This is a genomic window from Ruegeria sp. AH7 (assembly GCF_056541325.1).
Window position 1 is genome coordinate 289,005 of record NZ_JBQFYF010000002.1, and the last position, 15,984, is coordinate 304,988.

General features: G+C 55.9%; 20 protein-coding genes. 10 read left to right on the forward strand and 10 right to left on the reverse strand.

What is annotated here, in order from left to right; all coding sequences use genetic code 11:
- Window positions 1-38: 38 nt before the first annotated feature.
- Complete coding sequence (locus ACR0JX_RS05960) at window positions 39-245, reverse strand: cold-shock protein (protein WP_008758035.1); 207 nt, start codon at window positions 243-245, stop codon at window positions 39-41.
- A gap of 214 nt (window positions 246-459) precedes the next feature.
- Between ACR0JX_RS05960 and ACR0JX_RS05965 the strand changes: the two genes are divergently transcribed.
- Together ACR0JX_RS05965 and ACR0JX_RS05970 are read left to right on the forward strand one after the other, a co-directional pair.
- On the forward strand, window positions 460-777 hold the full coding sequence (locus tag ACR0JX_RS05965) for an ArsC/Spx/MgsR family protein (RefSeq protein WP_480542248.1): 318 nt from the start codon (window positions 460-462) through the stop codon (window positions 775-777).
- A gap of 41 nt (window positions 778-818) precedes the next feature.
- The gene (locus ACR0JX_RS05970; RefSeq protein WP_480542250.1) at window positions 819-1,187 is read left to right on the forward strand and encodes a hypothetical protein; all 369 of its coding nucleotides are present in this window, start codon (window positions 819-821) and stop codon (window positions 1,185-1,187) included.
- Window position 1,188: 1 nt separating this feature from the next.
- Here ACR0JX_RS05970 and ACR0JX_RS05975 read toward each other — a convergent pair whose 3' ends face one another.
- From ACR0JX_RS05975 to ACR0JX_RS06005, 7 genes are all read right to left on the reverse strand, one after another.
- Entirely contained in the window at window positions 1,189-1,707 is a 519-nt protein-coding gene (locus ACR0JX_RS05975; protein WP_480542252.1) for a DoxX family protein, read from the reverse strand.
- Window positions 1,704-2,465 carry an HvfC/BufC family peptide modification chaperone gene (locus tag ACR0JX_RS05980; protein ID WP_480542254.1) on the reverse strand — a complete coding sequence of 254 codons (762 nt, stop codon included), beginning with the start codon at window positions 2,463-2,465 and terminating at the stop codon, window positions 1,704-1,706. Before ACR0JX_RS05980 ends, ACR0JX_RS05975 begins: the two co-directional genes overlap by 4 nt.
- Entirely contained in the window at window positions 2,462-3,319 is an 858-nt protein-coding gene (gene bufB / locus ACR0JX_RS05985) for an MNIO family bufferin maturase (RefSeq protein WP_480542256.1), read from the reverse strand. Before bufB ends, ACR0JX_RS05980 begins: the two co-directional genes overlap by 4 nt.
- Before the next feature lie 71 nt (window positions 3,320-3,390).
- Window positions 3,391-3,693 (reverse strand): BufA1 family periplasmic bufferin-type metallophore, encoded by a 303-nt coding sequence (locus ACR0JX_RS05990; protein ID WP_480542258.1) that lies wholly within the window; start codon window positions 3,691-3,693, stop codon window positions 3,391-3,393.
- Window positions 3,694-3,914: 221 nt separating this feature from the next.
- The gene (gene thrS / locus ACR0JX_RS05995) at window positions 3,915-5,873 is read right to left on the reverse strand and encodes a threonine--tRNA ligase (RefSeq protein ID WP_480542260.1); all 1,959 of its coding nucleotides are present in this window, start codon (window positions 5,871-5,873) and stop codon (window positions 3,915-3,917) included.
- A gap of 160 nt (window positions 5,874-6,033) precedes the next feature.
- The gene (locus ACR0JX_RS06000; protein WP_480542261.1) at window positions 6,034-6,444 is read right to left on the reverse strand and encodes an MAPEG family protein; all 411 of its coding nucleotides are present in this window, start codon (window positions 6,442-6,444) and stop codon (window positions 6,034-6,036) included.
- Window positions 6,444-7,187: an ArsR/SmtB family transcription factor gene (locus ACR0JX_RS06005; protein ID WP_480542263.1), complete on the reverse strand. Its 744-nt coding sequence runs from the start codon at window positions 7,185-7,187 to the stop codon at window positions 6,444-6,446. Before ACR0JX_RS06005 ends, ACR0JX_RS06000 begins: the two co-directional genes overlap by 1 nt.
- A gap of 125 nt (window positions 7,188-7,312) precedes the next feature.
- On the opposite strand from ACR0JX_RS06005, the gene ACR0JX_RS06010 reads away from it, so the two are divergent.
- From ACR0JX_RS06010 to ACR0JX_RS06030, 5 genes are all read left to right on the forward strand, one after another.
- A complete protein-coding gene (locus tag ACR0JX_RS06010; protein ID WP_480542265.1) occupies window positions 7,313-8,056 on the forward strand; it encodes an alpha/beta hydrolase in 744 nt (247 codons plus the stop codon).
- Window positions 8,056-9,048 carry an alpha/beta hydrolase gene (locus ACR0JX_RS06015; RefSeq protein WP_480542267.1) on the forward strand — a complete coding sequence of 331 codons (993 nt, stop codon included), beginning with the start codon at window positions 8,056-8,058 and terminating at the stop codon, window positions 9,046-9,048. The genes ACR0JX_RS06010 and ACR0JX_RS06015 overlap by 1 nt, the downstream gene beginning before the upstream one ends.
- Window positions 9,048-9,473, forward strand: a complete 426-nt coding sequence (locus ACR0JX_RS06020) for a VOC family protein (RefSeq protein WP_480542269.1) — start codon at window positions 9,048-9,050, stop codon at window positions 9,471-9,473. Before ACR0JX_RS06015 ends, ACR0JX_RS06020 begins: the two co-directional genes overlap by 1 nt.
- A gap of 20 nt (window positions 9,474-9,493) precedes the next feature.
- Window positions 9,494-10,108: a hypothetical protein gene (locus tag ACR0JX_RS06025; RefSeq protein ID WP_480542984.1), complete on the forward strand. Its 615-nt coding sequence runs from the start codon at window positions 9,494-9,496 to the stop codon at window positions 10,106-10,108.
- Between the two features lie 85 nt (window positions 10,109-10,193).
- A complete protein-coding gene (locus tag ACR0JX_RS06030; RefSeq protein ID WP_480542271.1) occupies window positions 10,194-10,910 on the forward strand; it encodes an alpha/beta fold hydrolase in 717 nt (238 codons plus the stop codon).
- Here ACR0JX_RS06030 and ACR0JX_RS06035 read toward each other — a convergent pair.
- Together ACR0JX_RS06035 and phaZ are read right to left on the reverse strand one after the other, a co-directional pair.
- Window positions 10,901-11,545, reverse strand: a complete 645-nt coding sequence (locus tag ACR0JX_RS06035) for a DUF6151 family protein (protein WP_480542273.1) — start codon at window positions 11,543-11,545, stop codon at window positions 10,901-10,903. The two genes, ACR0JX_RS06030 and ACR0JX_RS06035, sit on opposite strands and share 10 nt — an antisense overlap.
- On the reverse strand, window positions 11,490-12,761 hold the full coding sequence (gene phaZ, locus ACR0JX_RS06040; RefSeq protein WP_480542275.1) for a polyhydroxyalkanoate depolymerase: 1,272 nt from the start codon (window positions 12,759-12,761) through the stop codon (window positions 11,490-11,492). Before phaZ ends, ACR0JX_RS06035 begins: the two co-directional genes overlap by 56 nt.
- Before the next feature lie 112 nt (window positions 12,762-12,873).
- Between phaZ and ACR0JX_RS06045 the strand changes: the two genes are divergently transcribed.
- The 3 genes from ACR0JX_RS06045 (at window position 12,874) to phaR (ending at window position 15,941) form a co-directional block, all read left to right on the forward strand.
- Complete coding sequence (locus ACR0JX_RS06045; RefSeq protein ID WP_480542277.1) at window positions 12,874-14,676, forward strand: PHA/PHB synthase family protein; 1,803 nt, start codon at window positions 12,874-12,876, stop codon at window positions 14,674-14,676.
- A 130-nt stretch (window positions 14,677-14,806) separates the two neighbouring features.
- Window positions 14,807-15,253: a phasin family protein gene (locus tag ACR0JX_RS06050; RefSeq protein WP_170530732.1), complete on the forward strand. Its 447-nt coding sequence runs from the start codon at window positions 14,807-14,809 to the stop codon at window positions 15,251-15,253.
- A gap of 136 nt (window positions 15,254-15,389) precedes the next feature.
- Window positions 15,390-15,941, forward strand: a complete 552-nt coding sequence (gene phaR / locus ACR0JX_RS06055; protein WP_170530730.1) for a polyhydroxyalkanoate synthesis repressor PhaR — start codon at window positions 15,390-15,392, stop codon at window positions 15,939-15,941.
- Window positions 15,942-15,984: the final 43 nt, after the last annotated feature.

The following is a 15,984-nucleotide window of genomic DNA, read 5'->3' on the forward strand; positions in this document are numbered from 1 at the left end:
ACCTTAATTGGAAAACCCTGCGCGGGGCGGGGGCGTCGTTACAACGGTTTCAAATCAGCTGCCATCTGGCGGCCGTCACGTCCGTCCTGCAACTCGTACGAGACTTTCTGATTGTCTGCGAGCCCGGTCAGTCCGGACCGTTCTACGGCCGAGATATGCACAAACACATCTTTGCCCCCTTCGTCGGGGGCAATAAACCCATAGCCTTTGGTGGTATTGAACCATTTCACGGTGCCAGTTGGCATCTCCCGTGTCTCCTTCTACTTTCGCATTGTCCCACAAATAGGTGGGGCGGTGGTTGGCAGAACCGCAAAAGCAGGCTGTTTCCAATGCTGACGACAGCTGATTTTGCATGTTTCACCTTTTTCAACATTGCACGGTGAAGTAAAAAATCAAGAATAACCGCTGGAAACCGGTTGGTTCGCCTAAAATTGAAACAAATACCGAAGCAGGACAAACATGCGTCTTTATGGGCTAAAAAATTGTGACATGTGCCGCAAGGCCTTGAAATCACTTCCTAATGCTGAGTTTGTGGATGTGCGCGCAGATGGCGTTCCGGAAAATCTGCTGTCGCAGGCTCTTGCCACGTTCGGCGAGGCTTTGCTCAACACCCGTTCGACAACCTGGCGTGGTTTGGAGGATGCGCAGCGTTCCCGCCCCGCAATGGAGTTGCTGAAAGAACATCCGACCCTGATGAAACGTCCACTGATTGAAAAAGATGGTTCGTTGACGTTGGGTTGGACTGCCGAAACGCGGTCAATGCTTGGCGTCGCGTGATCGGATGCTTATCTGATCTGACGCAACTGCGAGGATAGTTTATGCGAAACGCCGCAATGATTTTGGGTGTCATCGCCGGTTTGATCGGGATGATTGTTGGTTTTTTTGGATACGGGTATGTCGAGGCGATCAAGCATTTCGGGGATATTGAAGGCATTGCCGAGCAGGTCGATAACCCCGGCTTGATCCAAACGGCCTCGATCGTTGCGCCTTTGCTGGCGATCGCAGGGGGCGCGATGGCCCATGCGCGTGCTCTGATCGCGGGCGTCTTGCTGTTAGTATCGTCGGCCGGGATGTATTATGCGTTTGGGTTTGGTGTCTTCACCATGTTCCCGATTGCGTTTGCCGGCGTTGCCGGGGTGCTTGGGCTCGCCGCTGGAAAACCAGACGAACCCAAGGCGCATTTCTAGCTCATTTCAGCTTCAACAGGCGATCCAGCGACAGAGGGCCCGCGCCGTTGAGCACGATCACGAGGAACAGGAAGGTCCACAAAACTCGCTGGTCCAGAATGTCCGGAGCTGCATTAAAAAGGCTGCCCAGTTTCACGCCATGGCCGGTCACATCAACCAGCGTCTGAACCCAGACAAAGCCAATCATGCCCAGTGCAGCCAGACGTGTGAACAAGCCAACCAGCAATAGGGCGGGTAGTACAAACTCGGCCACGGTGCCAAGGAAAACCACGAGGCGCTGGTACAAGGTCATCTGCGTGACGTCCCACAAAACAGCCTCGGCCGCTTTGGGGAATATCTGTCCAAATGCTCCGCTAGATGGTGAAAAGATCGACCCATCGATCTTCAGCATGGCCGAGTTCCAATAGTAGACCAGCAGCACGGCGATAAAGACCAGCCGCGCAAGCGTGGGTGTCAGCCAGCCGGACGCATGGTCCGCCTTGCCCAGAACGTTGTTGTGGATTGAGATCAGGGCAGTCATGTTTCCAGCCTTTCGATAGTCACAGAAGTTATGGCACCGCCTTGCAACAGCAATGCCAGCGTGGGTCCAAGATCAAAGCCCAGAGTTTCAGCGGCGGCTTTTTCGAATGCTTCGCCGATGGTGTCCCCTGATTGTATGTAGGCAATCCAATCCGCGCCGCCCGGTGGCAGCAAGTGAGGGGTAGGATCGTATTCAGGGCGGGTGATCAGCACATCCTCGGCCCCGGTTGAGGGCTTGGGCGCGTCAGCCTCAGTGTTGAAGCGCCAGATCGCATGAATAGGCCAATCCGACCGGATGACCTGCATCGAAGGCGCGAATACCAACCGGGCGCGCATGATCTCTTCGGGTGAGACAGCCAGTGCATCCGCGGGCGCAGGTCGGCTGTCTGCGGCGTGGTAGGACTGGCGCAGGGCCAGTTCCAACCGGGCCACATCGGGCAGGTAGGCCAGATGAGACAGTTGTGGCATGTTGGCCAGAAAGTCGGGAAACGCCTCACCATAAAACATCATCAACGGCGAGGTCGGAGGGTGCTGGCGCAGAAAAATGCCGGACAACCCGTCCATATTCTGAGTGCCCAGCAGCTTGGTGATAACAGGAAATGCCTGATGCATCGCCTCGGTCAGCGATACCGCGACATTGTTACGATAGACGCTGAACCGGCGACCCGCTGGTTGATCGTCTGCGTCCTTCAAACCCTCGGGAACTGGTGCTTTCGCATCCAGCAAGGCCGCGTGAAATTCGGTTTGCGAAACGCTCATGCAGGAACCCGTTCCAATGCGGATTGTGCGCGTTCCGCTTCGGCGCGCAGCACCGGCCAATCGGGGACATCTGTATCCCACTCAACCAACACAGGTTTGGGGCCTGACCGTTCCAGCACATAGTCCAGCAGCGCCCAAACCGGGTCCACAACCTCGCGCCCATGGCTGTCGATAAGCAGGGGGTGGCCATGATCATCTTCGTCCTCATCATGACCACCCAGGTGAATTTCGCCCACCTGATTCAGCGGATATGCATCGATGTAACCTTGGGGTGAGAAATCCAGATTGGTGGCCGAGACAAAGACGTTGTTCACATCCAGCAACAAGCCACAGCCTGTACGCTTGGCGATCTCGTGCAGGAAATCGGGTTCCGACCATGTGCTTTCTTCGAACGCCAGATAGCTGGAGGGATTCTCCAGCAGCATCTGACGGCCCACCGTTTCTTGCACCTGATCAATATGTGCACAAACCCGCGCCAAAGTGGCATCGGTGTAGGGCAGGGGCAGCAGATCGTTGAAGAAATGGCTGTCATGGGTCGACCAGGCCAGATGTTCTGAGAAGCTGGCTGGGCTCAGCCAGCCGACAAGATGTTTGAGCCGGGCCAGATGATCGGGGTCTAGCGGGCCTTCGCCACCGATGGACAAGCCGACGCCGTGAACGGAGATCGGAAATTGTTCTGCAAGATGGCGCAGTTGAGCCAATGGGCGGCCGCCGTCTCCCATGTAGTTTTCGGCATGAACTTCTAGCCAGGCGACAGGTTGGGCGTGCTCCAGTATTTGCGAAAAATGCTGTGGTTTGTAACCAACACCTGGCGCTGCGGGCAGACGATTGGATCTGAGGGCATCATCCAGCATTTGCACGCTCCTTCTGATCGAAGAAAAGGGCGGGCGAAGGTGCCCGCCCCCTAAAGTCGTTTGCTCGACGCTTATGCTGGCAGGTCGCGCTTCAGCTCTTCCAGCGAACCTTTGCGCGGTGTGCCGTCTGCCTCTGCAGGCAGTTCGATATCGCCGCAGGTGCCTGCGTCAACCAGGGTCCAGGCGTTGCCCTGATAATCAACGGTTGAGGTGCCCGCGCATGTGGTGCCGGGGCCTGCTGCGCAGTCATTCTGACCGGCCAGCGAAACGCCATAGCACTTTTCTTTGGCTTGAGCGCTTGCGGTGGTTGCTGCACCCGATACGGCGGCTGCGACTGCGGTTGCGATAACCAGGGACTTTGCTGTGTTCGACATCTCGGAAATCCTCTTGATGACTGGGTATGTCTGCTTGTGACAATGACAAAGGTAAGGGCAAGTTGGCTATTGTTAAATTCACGAGCCCGTGTCTCACAAGCGCGTCAGGGCGCGGGGCGCGCCCTTGTAAGGTAATCTACTGTTTTTGAAGGGAAAAGGATAGTGTGTTTCAATCCGACCCCTGTTCCGGGGTCGGATTTCCGGCGAGATGGTGCCGAATGTTACAACAGGTCGGGTGGGGTCGCGGCCTGCGACAACTCATTTGTTACAGCCTCAAGCGGCTGAACCTGCGTTTGTTTTTCGCCAAGGCGTCGAACACTGACGGTGCGGTCTTCGACCTCACGATGACCAACGGCCAGGATCACCGGCACCTTGCCGACAGAATGTTCGCGGACCTTGTAGTTGATCTTTTCGTTGCGGATATCCGCCTCGGCCCGCACACCGGCGGCTTTGAGTGTTTCCACTACTTCCATCACATAGTCATCCGCCTCGGACGTGATCGAGGCGACGACGGCCTGACGTGGGGCCAGCCAGAAGGGCAGTTTGCCGGCGTGTTCTTCGATCAGGATTCCGATGAACCGTTCGAACGATCCCAGCGTGGCGCGATGCAACATAACGGGGCGGTGCTTGCCGCCGTCAGCCCCAACATACGTGGCGTCCAGACGTTCTGGCAGAACAAAGTCAACCTGGTGTGTGCCGCATTGCCAGTCACGACCGATCGCGTCGGTCAGAACAAACTCCAGCTTCGGGCCGTAGAACGCGCCCTCACCCGGGTTGAGCTTGGGTTCGATCCCTGCAGCACGTGTCGCACTTAGCAGTGCGGCCTCAGCCTTGTCCCAAACTTCGTCAGACCCCGACCGTTTCTCGGGACGATCCGAGAATTTGACCGAGAAGTTCTCAAATCCCAGATCCTTGTAGATTCGGGAAAGGAACCGGATGAACTCGGCGGTTTCAGATTCGATCTGGTCTTCGGTGCAGAAGATGTGTCCATCATCCTGAGTGAAACCGCGCACACGCATGATGCCGTGCAGCGCACCCGACGGCTCATAACGGTTGCACGAACCGAATTCTGCCATGCGAAGGGGCAGGTCGCGATAAGACTTCAAACCCTGATTGAAGATTTGCACGTGGCACGGGCAGTTCATCGGTTTCAGGGCGTTGATCGCCTTTTCACGCGCGTGTTCCTCGTCCACTTCGACGATGAACATATTCTCCTGATACTTGTCCCAATGGCCGGATGCTTCCCACAGCTTGCGGTCAACGACCTGAGGCGTGTTCACCTCAACATAGCCACCGCTGCGTTGCTGACGGCGCATGTAGTCCTGCAGCTGTGTGTAAATGGTCCAGCCGTTGGGGTGCCAGAAAATCTGACCGGGGGCTTCTTCCTGCATGTGGAACAGGTCCATCTCGCGGCCCAGTTTGCGGTGGTCGCGCTTGGCTGCCTCTTCCAGCATGTGCAGGTGAGCCTTCAGCTTTTCCTTGCCCGTAAACGCAACGCCATAGATACGCTGCAGCATTGCCCGGTCGCTGTCGCCGCGCCAATAGGCACCCGCAATGGACATCAGCTTGAACGCGTCGCCCGGCACTTGGCCGGTGTGCTGCAGGTGCGGGCCGCGGCACAGATCCTGCCAGTCGCCGTGCCAGTACATGCGCAGCGGCTCATCACCTGGAATGGCATCGATAAGCTCGACCTTATAGGGTTCATCGTTGGCGGTATAGAAATCGATCGCGCGCTGACGGTCCCAGACCTCGGTGGTCACGGGGTCGCGCTTGTTGATGATTTCCTTCATCTTTTTCTCGATCAGGCCGAGGTCTTCGGGCGTAAACGGCTCGGATCGGTCAAAGTCGTAATACCAACCGTTATCGATCACCGGGCCGATAGTGACCTTGGTGTCGGGCCAGATCTCCTGCACCGCGCGCGCCATGATATGGGCCAGATCGTGACGGATCAGCTCATTGGCTTGCGCCTCATCCTTCATGGTGTGGATGGCGATCTGCGCGTCGGTTTCGATGGGCCATTGCAGGTCCCAGTGCTGATCATTGACGGTGGCCGAGATCGCTTTCTTAGCCAAAGAAGTCGAGATATCGGCAGCCACCTGCGCAGGCGTGACACCAGCGTCATAGGAACGTGCATTGCCATCAGGGAAGGTGAGTGAGACGGATTTTGAATCCAGGGCCATGGTCTGGCTCTCCTCGTCGGTTTGGCGCCCACTGAACGCCCGGTTGCGGGTTATGGTGTTTTGGCTATGTGCTACTGGCGCGGCGTGAAGTCAACCGCTTTGAAGGCAAATGCGAAAAGCACCACGCAACCAGAGGATCGCGTGGCACGGAGTCGGGCGTTCAGGCAGCGGCAAAAACCGCGTAGCCCATGATCAGGCAGCACACCCATCCGACTGTGAACAGAATGGGCCGCACAGGCATGCGCGCAATGCCCGTGATCATGCCGATGGCGTGCAGAACGCGCACCCAGAAAAACACAATGGCAGCCCAATAGGTCAGCGCCGTAAAGCCGTCCAACGTGTTGACGATCAGAACCAAAACGGCAAACGGCATACCCTGTTCGAGTAGATTCAACTGCGCGCGATGTGCCCTTTGCACCCAAGGGCGCAGGTTTGGAATCTGTGCAGGTCGGGCAAAGGCTTCCTCGCCCGAGGGGTCGGTCGAAACGCCAACCACGTATGGAATCCACATGGAAACAGCGAGCAGCATTAGGCATGTCAGTACGCCCAGTTCAGTTGGAAACTCAGCCATTATGCGCTCTCCTTCAGAGCGTCACCGGTCTCCAGCCAGCTCTTGAGTGAGGCTGCCAGGCGCGCCCAACCTTCGGCAAAGCCTTCCTGACCAGCGGCAAGGTCATAGTGTTCGATGGTTAACTTGCAGACATCACCTTGTGGTTCGATCAGATAAACCATTGATGATTGCGGGGCGTCAGGACCCATGAACAGAGGCTCGAACCCCATCTCGATCCGGGTTTTGGGGTCCAGCTTTTGCGTCACCTGCCGCAGCATCTCATTGCCGTCAGGGGTAATGAAATGCACTGTTGCACCAAGCGAGACCTCTCCGCGTACTTCGTTGCACAGGAAGTGATAGGCTGCCATCTGATCTGGTTTGGTTAATGCATCCCATAGCGCGTCCTGTGTGCAGCGGATAAAGGTCTGCATCATAAAATCTGGTTTTCCCATACGAGTCTCCGTTTCCAATTTGAGTTTCAGCGCATTGACCGCGCTGGCTTGCGGTTGAAGAAAAGGGGCGACCCAACGGTCCAGCATCTCTTGCAGGGGCAAGGGGTTCAAATAGTGATATTTGAACCGTCCATGTTTGCGGGTCAGGACCAGGCCGGCATCTTCCAGTAGTTTCAGATGCTTCATGACGCCAAAGCGGGTCATGTCGAAATGTGCCTCTAACTGCGACAGAGATTGACCATCTTCCTGTCGCAGCAGGTCCAGAATCTCGCGGCGAGCGGGGTCATTCAGAGCTTTGAATAGCATGTCCATAAATATCTTATACGTGATTCGATAGTCACGTGACAATATGGTAACATAAAAAATCTGAAATCAGGTTTAAACTCCCAGCCCGCGCGGGCTAGGGTGTCACAAATCAAAATATGAAGGGCGGCAAGATGAGCGCTTTTTTGACAACCGATCAGGGGCGGCGGATCGCTTATGATCTGAGCGAAGGCCAAGGCCCGACCATCGTGTTTTTGTCAGGTCTAAAATCAGACAAAGAAGGCACAAAAGCCATTCATCTAGAGGCTTGGGCCAAAACGCGCGGGCAAGCATTCTTGCGGTTTGACTATTCCGGCCATGGTGAAAGTTCGGGTGCGTTTACCGAAGGCAGCATCGGAGATTGGCACGAAGACACAGTTGCCGCAGTGTCCGCGCTGACGCAGGGGCCTTTGATCATCGTGGGTTCTTCCATGGGGGGCTGGCAGGCCTTGTTGCTCGCCAAAACCCTCGCAGATCGCATCGTGGGGATGGTCACAATCGCCGCCGCTCCGGACTTTACGGAAGATGGGTATTGGGCGTCGTTTACAGATGCGCAGAAGGCAGCGCTGGAAACAGTTGGCCAGGTTGAGTTGCCGTCGGACTATATGGAGCCTTACATCATCACAAAGCGCCTGATTGACGATGGGCGTCAGAATCTTGTGCTGAGAGAAGCGCTGGATCTACCTTTCCCAACACGTTTTCTGCAGGGCACTGCGGATACCGCTGTATCGACTGAAACGGCGGTGCGCTTGCTGGATCATGCCTCAGGGCCTGATATGCGACTGTTGTTGGTGAAAGATGCCGACCACAGATTCTCCGATGAACTGTGCCTGTCATTGATCGAGCGTGCAATTCTGGACGTGATGGGAGAAGGCTGATGCGGAAGTTTGGATTGTACCTCGGGCGTTTTCTGCTGGCGCTGATCGTAGTTGGTGCTCTGGTCTATTGGTTCGGTCCGCGTGAAGAGGTCGATCTTCATCCGCGCTTCGACAACGCCAGATTCGGAGAAGGGGTGCAGGATTACTTCGAAAGCACCGAATCCGCCTTTGATGACATCGTGCCCGGTGTTGAAAAGCGTGTGATCTGGCAGGACGGCTACAAAGAGCAACGCACGCCTTATTCGGTTCTGTATGTGCATGGCTTTTCGGCCAGTTCCGAAGAAATCAGACCAGTCCCCGATAGGGTCGCGGACGCGCTGAGCGCCAATCTGGTTTATACCCGTCTGCAAGGTCACGGGCGCAATGGTGCCGCGATGGGCGAGGCAACAGCCTCGGGTTGGATGCAGGATCTGGCCGAAGGGTTGGCTGCCGCACGGGCCGTGGGCGACAAGGTTGTGGTCATGTCTACCTCAACCGGTGGGACACTGGTCACAGCAGCCGCCCTTGACCCTGACCTTAGCACAGACGTGGTTGGCATGGTCTTCGTCTCGCCAAACTTTGGCGTGAATACACCGGTCGCCTTTATTCCTGGCCTGCCATGGGCCCGGTCCTGGTTGCCTCTGCTGATGGGAGAGGAACGGGACGTGTCGGGCCCGGACCCCGAGAAAAACAAATACTGGTCCTCGGTTTACCCGTGGGTCGCTGTCGTGCCCATGACAGTACTGGTGGATACGATCTACGCGCTGGATTTCGAAGGCGCACAGGTGCCGGCCTTGTTCTGGTTTTCAGATGACGATCAAGTCGTCCGCCCGGATCGGACACACAAAGTGGCGCAGAGCTGGGGGGCTGATGCAACGGTGCAGCTGGTCACAATGGGTGAGGGGGATGATCCGATGTCTCATGTGGTCGCTGGGCGTTTGATGTCGCCCGGGCAGACTGACGCGGCAGTTTCTGGCATTTTGGACTGGTTGAAAACCCAGGGCGTGGAGTGATGGAACAGCGAGTCAGCCTAATCACTGTCGGGGTCGAAGACCCTGAAGCTGCGGCAACATTTTATGAGGCGATGGGCTGGAACCGTGTCGACAGCCCGGATGGTGTGATCGCCTTTGATCTGATCAGTCAAACGCTTGGTCTATACCCTTTGTCCGCATTAGCCGATGAGATCGGCGTCGCCAAAGATAGTTTGAACCGCGGTGCGATCACGCTGAGCTATAATTGCCGACAGAAAGAAGAGGTGGCGCAGGTTCTGCGCGATGCCGAGGCGGCAGGCGCTACGGTCCTGAAACCCGCATCGGATGTATTTTGGGGCGGGCATCACGGCTATTTCCGCACTCCGGACGGAACGATCTGGGAGGTTGCTTTCAACCCCTTTTCCACGCTTCGCTCGGACGGGGCCTTTCGCTGGACAGGATACTGAGGATGCGCAAACCGGGCAGCATGTGGAGCCTTGAAACGCTTGGCCGCGTGCGCCTGTCACGGCACTTTTTCATGCGGGATTTTCTGTATTCCGAGATCGGGAATTTCCACCAACACCAGAACATCCCTGAAAACCCTGATCTTGCGATTGAGACCGGTCGTGCCTTTTGCCAGACTTTGCTGGACCCGCTTGAGGAGACATTTGGGCGCGTTGCTGTCCGCTCGGGCTATCGCTCGCCGTCGTTGAACCAGTTCGGTAACGAAAACCGGCTGAATTGCGCGCGCAACGATAACCCATTGGAATGTCACATCTGGGATCGAGGCGTTGGAGACGCGCGCATCGCTGGGGCGTCGATTGTGATCCCGTGGTTCGCGGATCAATATGAGCAAGGCCGGGATTGGCGCGATCTTGCGTGGTGGATGCATGATCATCTGGACTATTCCGAAATCTGGTTCTTTCCCAAGCTCAGCGCCTTCAATCTAGTTTGGCGGCCCGAACCGGTAGGCCGGATCGATAGTTACATCGCACCTCGGGGGTGTTTGTTACGCCCCGGGGCCGAGCCGGGCGAAAGCCAAACGGCCAGACAGGCCCGATACGCCGATTTCCCAGCTTTTCGCGGTATCCGCTATCCGTAAGTTTCTGCTTGCCGGGGCCGGACAAAACTCTCATCCTGCGAAGAAAAAGAAGGGGTTCGGAAGCCCGAACTGATGGAGGCCCCGCGTGATCGAGCCGCTGGTATTGCTACCCGGTTTTATGTGTGACGCCCGATTGTTTCATCCTCAGATCGACGCGCTGTCGCGCGATCGGGCTGTGATGTTTGCGCCGATTTCATCAGGCGAACGGATCGAAGAGATCGCATCTGGCCTGCTCGATCAGCTGCCGCATCGTTTTGCCCTGGCGGGGGTAGGTCTGGGCGGTGTTGTCGCGCTTGAGATCGTAAGGCGCGCGGCGGATCGGGTGTCACGCCTCTGCCTGATTTCGACCGATGCGCAGGCCGACACGCCGCAGATGGCCGCCGCACGCGAGGAGTTGATCATTGGTGCGCAAGCCGGGCGATTGGAAGAAGTGATGCGCAAGGTGATCGGGTCGGATGCGCTGGCCCCAGGGCCACAACGTATCCCGATTTTGAATCAACTCTTTGCCATGGCTATCGATCTGGGCCCCGATGTATTTGTGCGTCAAATGCGGGCCTTGCAACGACGACCGGATCAACAAAGCATCCTTTGCCGGGTCAAAGTTCCGGGTCTGATCCTTGGCGGAACACATGATACACTTATCCCGGCGCGTAAGCATGAGTTTATGGCCGAGATGATCCCCGAAGCCCGATTGGAGATGATTGAACGTGCAGGTCACCTTCCGACGTTGGAAAACCCGGATGTGCTGAATGCAGCCTTGCAGGGCTGGTTGAACTTCAACCCAAGACCCAGCTACGGGTAAAGAGCATCGCGTTCGGATTTGTCGATCAGCTTGGGGCTGACCACCGGCTCACCGGTTGCGACGTCAAAGAATGGTGTTTGCTTCCACTTGCCGGACAGGCGCGATTTGGCAACACGCTTGAGCATTGCGACAATTGCCGCGCGAATGCCTGCGTGCTTGTGTTTGCCACCCGATGTGGGGATGTAGGCCCGTGTTGTGATGGGGCCCAGGGCCGTAGTGTCGCTGAAACGGGCCGCAATGAAACCGACAAATGGGAATTTCGGCGTGTTTGGCGTTGCCGCAAGCGGCGCGTTGCAGCATGTCGCATACCAACGCAGCATGCCATTTGGGCTCAACTTTATCGCGGCCAGATTCTCACTACCTGTTTCAAAAATGAGCTCGTGCGGGGCAATCTGAAACACTTCAACAGGGCCGGGCGCTGGGTCGGGTTGTTTAAAATACAATTGTCCTGCGCGGCAATCGGCGCAAAAGCACACGGCATGCGAGCCATGTTTGAGACCCTGTGGCTTGATGCGCCCTGTAGTCTGACCGCAGGTGCAAGAGAACGCGAGACCGGATTGATCGCTCTCGCCCATCGTCTCAGGCCACTTTGTTTCGGTTCGCTGCCCGGCGCAGCGGCTTGCGGCTGTTTTCATTCATGAAATCAATCACAAGCGGACGAATATTGTCGCGCCAGCTGCGGCCGGCGAAAATGCCGTAATGGCCTGCATTCGGCTCAACATGGCTGGCCTTTTTGCTGTCTGACAGGCCGGTGCACAGATCAAGCGCGGCAATGCATTGGCCCGGGGCCGAGATATCATCATTCGCGCCTTCGACGGTTTTGACCGCGACATCGGTGATCTTGCTAATGTCGACTTTGTGACCTGCTACAACAAATTCGTTGCGCGCAATCTCACGCCCTTTGAAGATACGTTCCACTGTGGATAGGTAGAACTCGGCGGTCATGTCCATGACGGCCAGGTATTCATCGTAGAAGCGATTATGTGCATCATGATCGGACGCCTCATCCCGGATCACGCGCTGGATCTGGTCTGAAAACGCCTTGGAGTGCCGCTCGGCATTCATCGACATGAAAGAGGCCAGTTGCAGTAGGCCGGGATAGACCATGCGGCCTACACCTTTGTATTTGAAACCAACCCGTTGGATCATGGTTTCTTCCAGCTGGCCCATTGTCACGCGGCGACCGAAATCCGTGACATCAGTCGGTGTCGCATCTGGGTCAACCGGGCCACCGATCAGTGTCAGGGTGCTGGGCTGCGCCTTAGGTTCGAGCTCAGCCAGATAAGCGGTTGCGGCCAGAGTCAGCGGTGCGGGCTGACAAACAGCAACAACATGGGTGTCTGGCCCCAGCTCTTTCATGAAATCGACAAGATAAAGCGTGTAATCCTCGACATCGAACTTGCCTGCAGACACAGGAATATCGCGCGCGTTATGCCAGTCAGTGATATAAACTTCGCAATTAACAAGCAGGCTTTTGACGGTCGAGCGCAGCAATGTCGCATAGTGCCCCGACATCGGCGCAACCAGCAAAACCTTGCGCGGTTGCTTTTCTCGTCCATTTACCTTGAAATGGATGAGATCGCCAAAAGGACGTTCCAGAACCGTGGTAATATCAACCAGATGATCTTTGCCGTCTTCGCAGGTAAACGTACGAATGCCCCAGTCGGGTTTAACAACCATGCGCTGGAAGGTGCGCTCGGTCACCTCACCCCAGGCGGCCATCCAACTGAAGGCCGGGTTTGGAACCATCGAAAACAACGGGTAGGACGCCATCGCGCTGGCAGTCGAACCAAGCCATTGGTTCGTGTTGCGCATGGTCTCCATCAAGTCGTAGGTCATCATGTAGCGCATGGAAGCGGCCTCCAGAGTCTAAGGCTGTTCGGTTCGGACCATTCGCCGCTTTGTCCCCCGACACCCACGACGTTATTCTGCATAGCAGCGAGGTTAGGGGGGAATTGTTAAAATGACAACAAGTGAAGACCAAATGCCCGAAGTGACAGAAGAACATATTGAACGAATTAAAGAAAATATGGAAAAGGTCGAAACCCTATCCAAGCGGCTTGTCGAAGTTATGGCGTCGAAAAAGCCTCATACCTCTGCGCTGGACGGTCCGAATCAAGAGCTTTTCGCACGAGCAGCAACTGTCTATTTCGCAGAGGCTTGGCAAAACCCCGCCAAGCTGCTGGAGCAGCAGATTGAGTATTGGGGCAAATCGGTTCTGAACTTTGCCGAAGCGCAGCAAGCGTTGACCACCGGTGAGGTGGATGACGAACATGACGTGCCCGCCGACAAACGCTTTTCCAACCCGATGTGGGACACCAACCCCTATTTCCGCCTCATCCGCCAGCAGTACCAGACCAACGCACAGGCCATCACTCAGGCCGTGGCTTCGGTTGATGATCTGGACGCCAAGGACAAGCGGCGCCTTAGCTATTTTTCGCAACAGATCATTGACATGATGGCGCCGACCAATTTTCTGGCTACAAACCCGGATGCCTTGCAAAAGGCGGTGGAAACCGAGGGCCAGTCGCTCATCGACGGGTTGGAAAACCTGGTGTCAGACCTTGAAGCAAACGATGGTGAGCTGGTGGTCAAGTTGGCCGATGAAAATGCGTTTGAGGTTGGCGGTAATCTGGCGACTACCCCGGGTGACGTGATCTTTCGCAATCGCATGATGGAGTTGATCCAGTACAAGCCAGCGACCGAAACGGTGCATGAAACACCGATTGTGTTGTTCCCACCCTGGATCAACAAGTTTTATATTCTTGACCTGAAGGCCCAGAACAGCCTGATCAAATGGATCACGGAACAGGGTTATACGCTATTTGTTGTCAGCTGGGTCAACCCGGATCCAAGCTACGCCGAAACTGGGATGGAGGATTACATTCAGGACGGTTTCCTGGCTGCCATCGAGGTCGCAAAGAATATCTGCAAGGTCAAACAGGTCAACGCGATTGGCTATTGCATTGCGGGCACGACGCTCAGCCTGACATTAGCCTTGATGAAACAACGGGGCGATAAGTCGATAAAATCGGCAACGCTTTTCACCGCGCTGACGGATTTCTCGGAACAGGGAGAGTTCACACCGTTTCTGCAAAATGACTTCATCGACGGGATCGAAGAAGAGGTAACAAAAGAGGGTGTTCTGCGCTCATGGATCATGGGGCGCACGATGTCATTCCTACGCTCACGTGATCTGGTCTACGGCCCGGCCATCCGCAGCTATATGATGGGTGAGGTGCCTCCGGCCTTCGATTTGTTGTTTTGGAATGGTGATGGCGCGAATTTGCCTGCGAAGATGTCGGTCGATTATTTGCGGGGCCTCTGCCAACGCAACGAATTTGCCTCGGACGGGATCGAACTTTTGGGGCACAAGCTGACGCTGGCCGATGTGGATGTCCCTTTGATGGCGATCACCTGCGAAACTGATCATATCGCCGCCTGGAAAGACTGCTATCGCGGTGTGCAAAAGATGGGGTCACGCTCAAAGACCTTTGTTGTCTCGGAGTCCGGTCATATAGCAGGGATCGTGAACCCGCCCAGCAAGAAGAAGTATGGCCATTACACAAACCCCGATCTGAAATCAGATGCAGACATCTGGTTGAAAGAGGCGGATTTCCACGAAGGATCCTGGTGGCCCATGTGGGAGGCCTGGCTGAAGAGGCGATCGGGCAAACAGATACCAGCGCGGAAGACAGGCGATTCGACCCATCCAAGCCTTGCACCGGCCCCCGGGACCTATGTAGTCGCCAATCCAAACGTCTGATTTCATTTTGAAACTACAGATTTTCTGCGTTGCAGCAAGAAAAAGCTTGCAATGCTGCATTGCAGAAACCATATTGTCCTCAAGCTGACGAAAGCCGGGGTGGGCCCGGCTCAGCAAAAGGATTAGAACGATGGCAAAGACTCAAGACTTTTCCGCGATCATGAAAGACATGATGGGCGCGTTCCCTGTGGACACCACCGCGCTGGAAGGCGCATTCAAATCGACCGCTTCGCTGAACGAAAAGCTGTCGGGCGTTGCTTTGGAAGCGGCTGAAAAATCGGCTGAGATCTCGAACAAATGGACCAAGGACACCCTGGCCAAGATGACCGAGATGTCTAAAGCCAAGGCAGAGCCTGCTGATTACGCCAAAGCGGCAACCGATTTCGCAAGCGCGTCGGCTGAAGTTGCAGCTGAAAACCTGGCCGCTTTCGCTGAAATCGCGAAAAAAGTTCAGACCGAAACTGTTGAGCTGCTGATGGCTGCTGGCAAAGACGCTGCTGAAGAAGCAACTGCTGCTGTCAAGAAAGCAACCAACGACGTGACGACTGCCGCCAAGAAAGCCGCAGCCGCCAAGTAAGAGCTTCGCGATACACGCACCTTATTCCTCCCAAAAGGTGCTTTCGCGTTGGGCAGGTCCATTGACCTGCCCTTTCTTTTTGTGCTGCACTCGCATAACCTGTGCTGCAACGCATCATCCTTGGGGAGGGTACTAGGTGTCGGACAACGAAAAACCGCTGCTGATAAAGCGCTACGCCAGCCGCAGGCTGTATAACACCGAGACCAGCGACTACGTGACGCTAGAAGACATAGCAGGTTTTATCCGGGACGGGCGCGAAGTTCAGATCATTGACCTGAAAACCGGCGACGACCTGACGCGGCAGTATCTTCTACAGATCATTGCTGAACACGAAAGCCGGGGTGAGAATGTTCTGCCGGTGAATGTGCTGAATGACCTTGTGCGCAGTTATATGGTGCCAGGCGGGGGCATGATGCCTCAGTTCCTGCAAAGCTCGTTCGAGATGCTGCGCGAAAGCCAAAGCAAAATGATGGAGAACATGAACGCGATGAACCCGATGTCGCAGATACCGGGGTTCGACGCATTGCAGGCGCAGCAACAGGCGTTTTTGAAGGCCATGACAGGTGGCTTATCCGGCGGCTGGTCCGGGCCGGATCAGGAAGAGAAAAAGCCCGAAGCAAACGAAGATCTGGACGACATCAAAAAGCAACTGGCCGAGTTACAGAACAAGCTTTCCAAACTGAACTGATCTTGGACCATAGAAAAGATGGCCCGCTTTGCGCGGGCCTTTT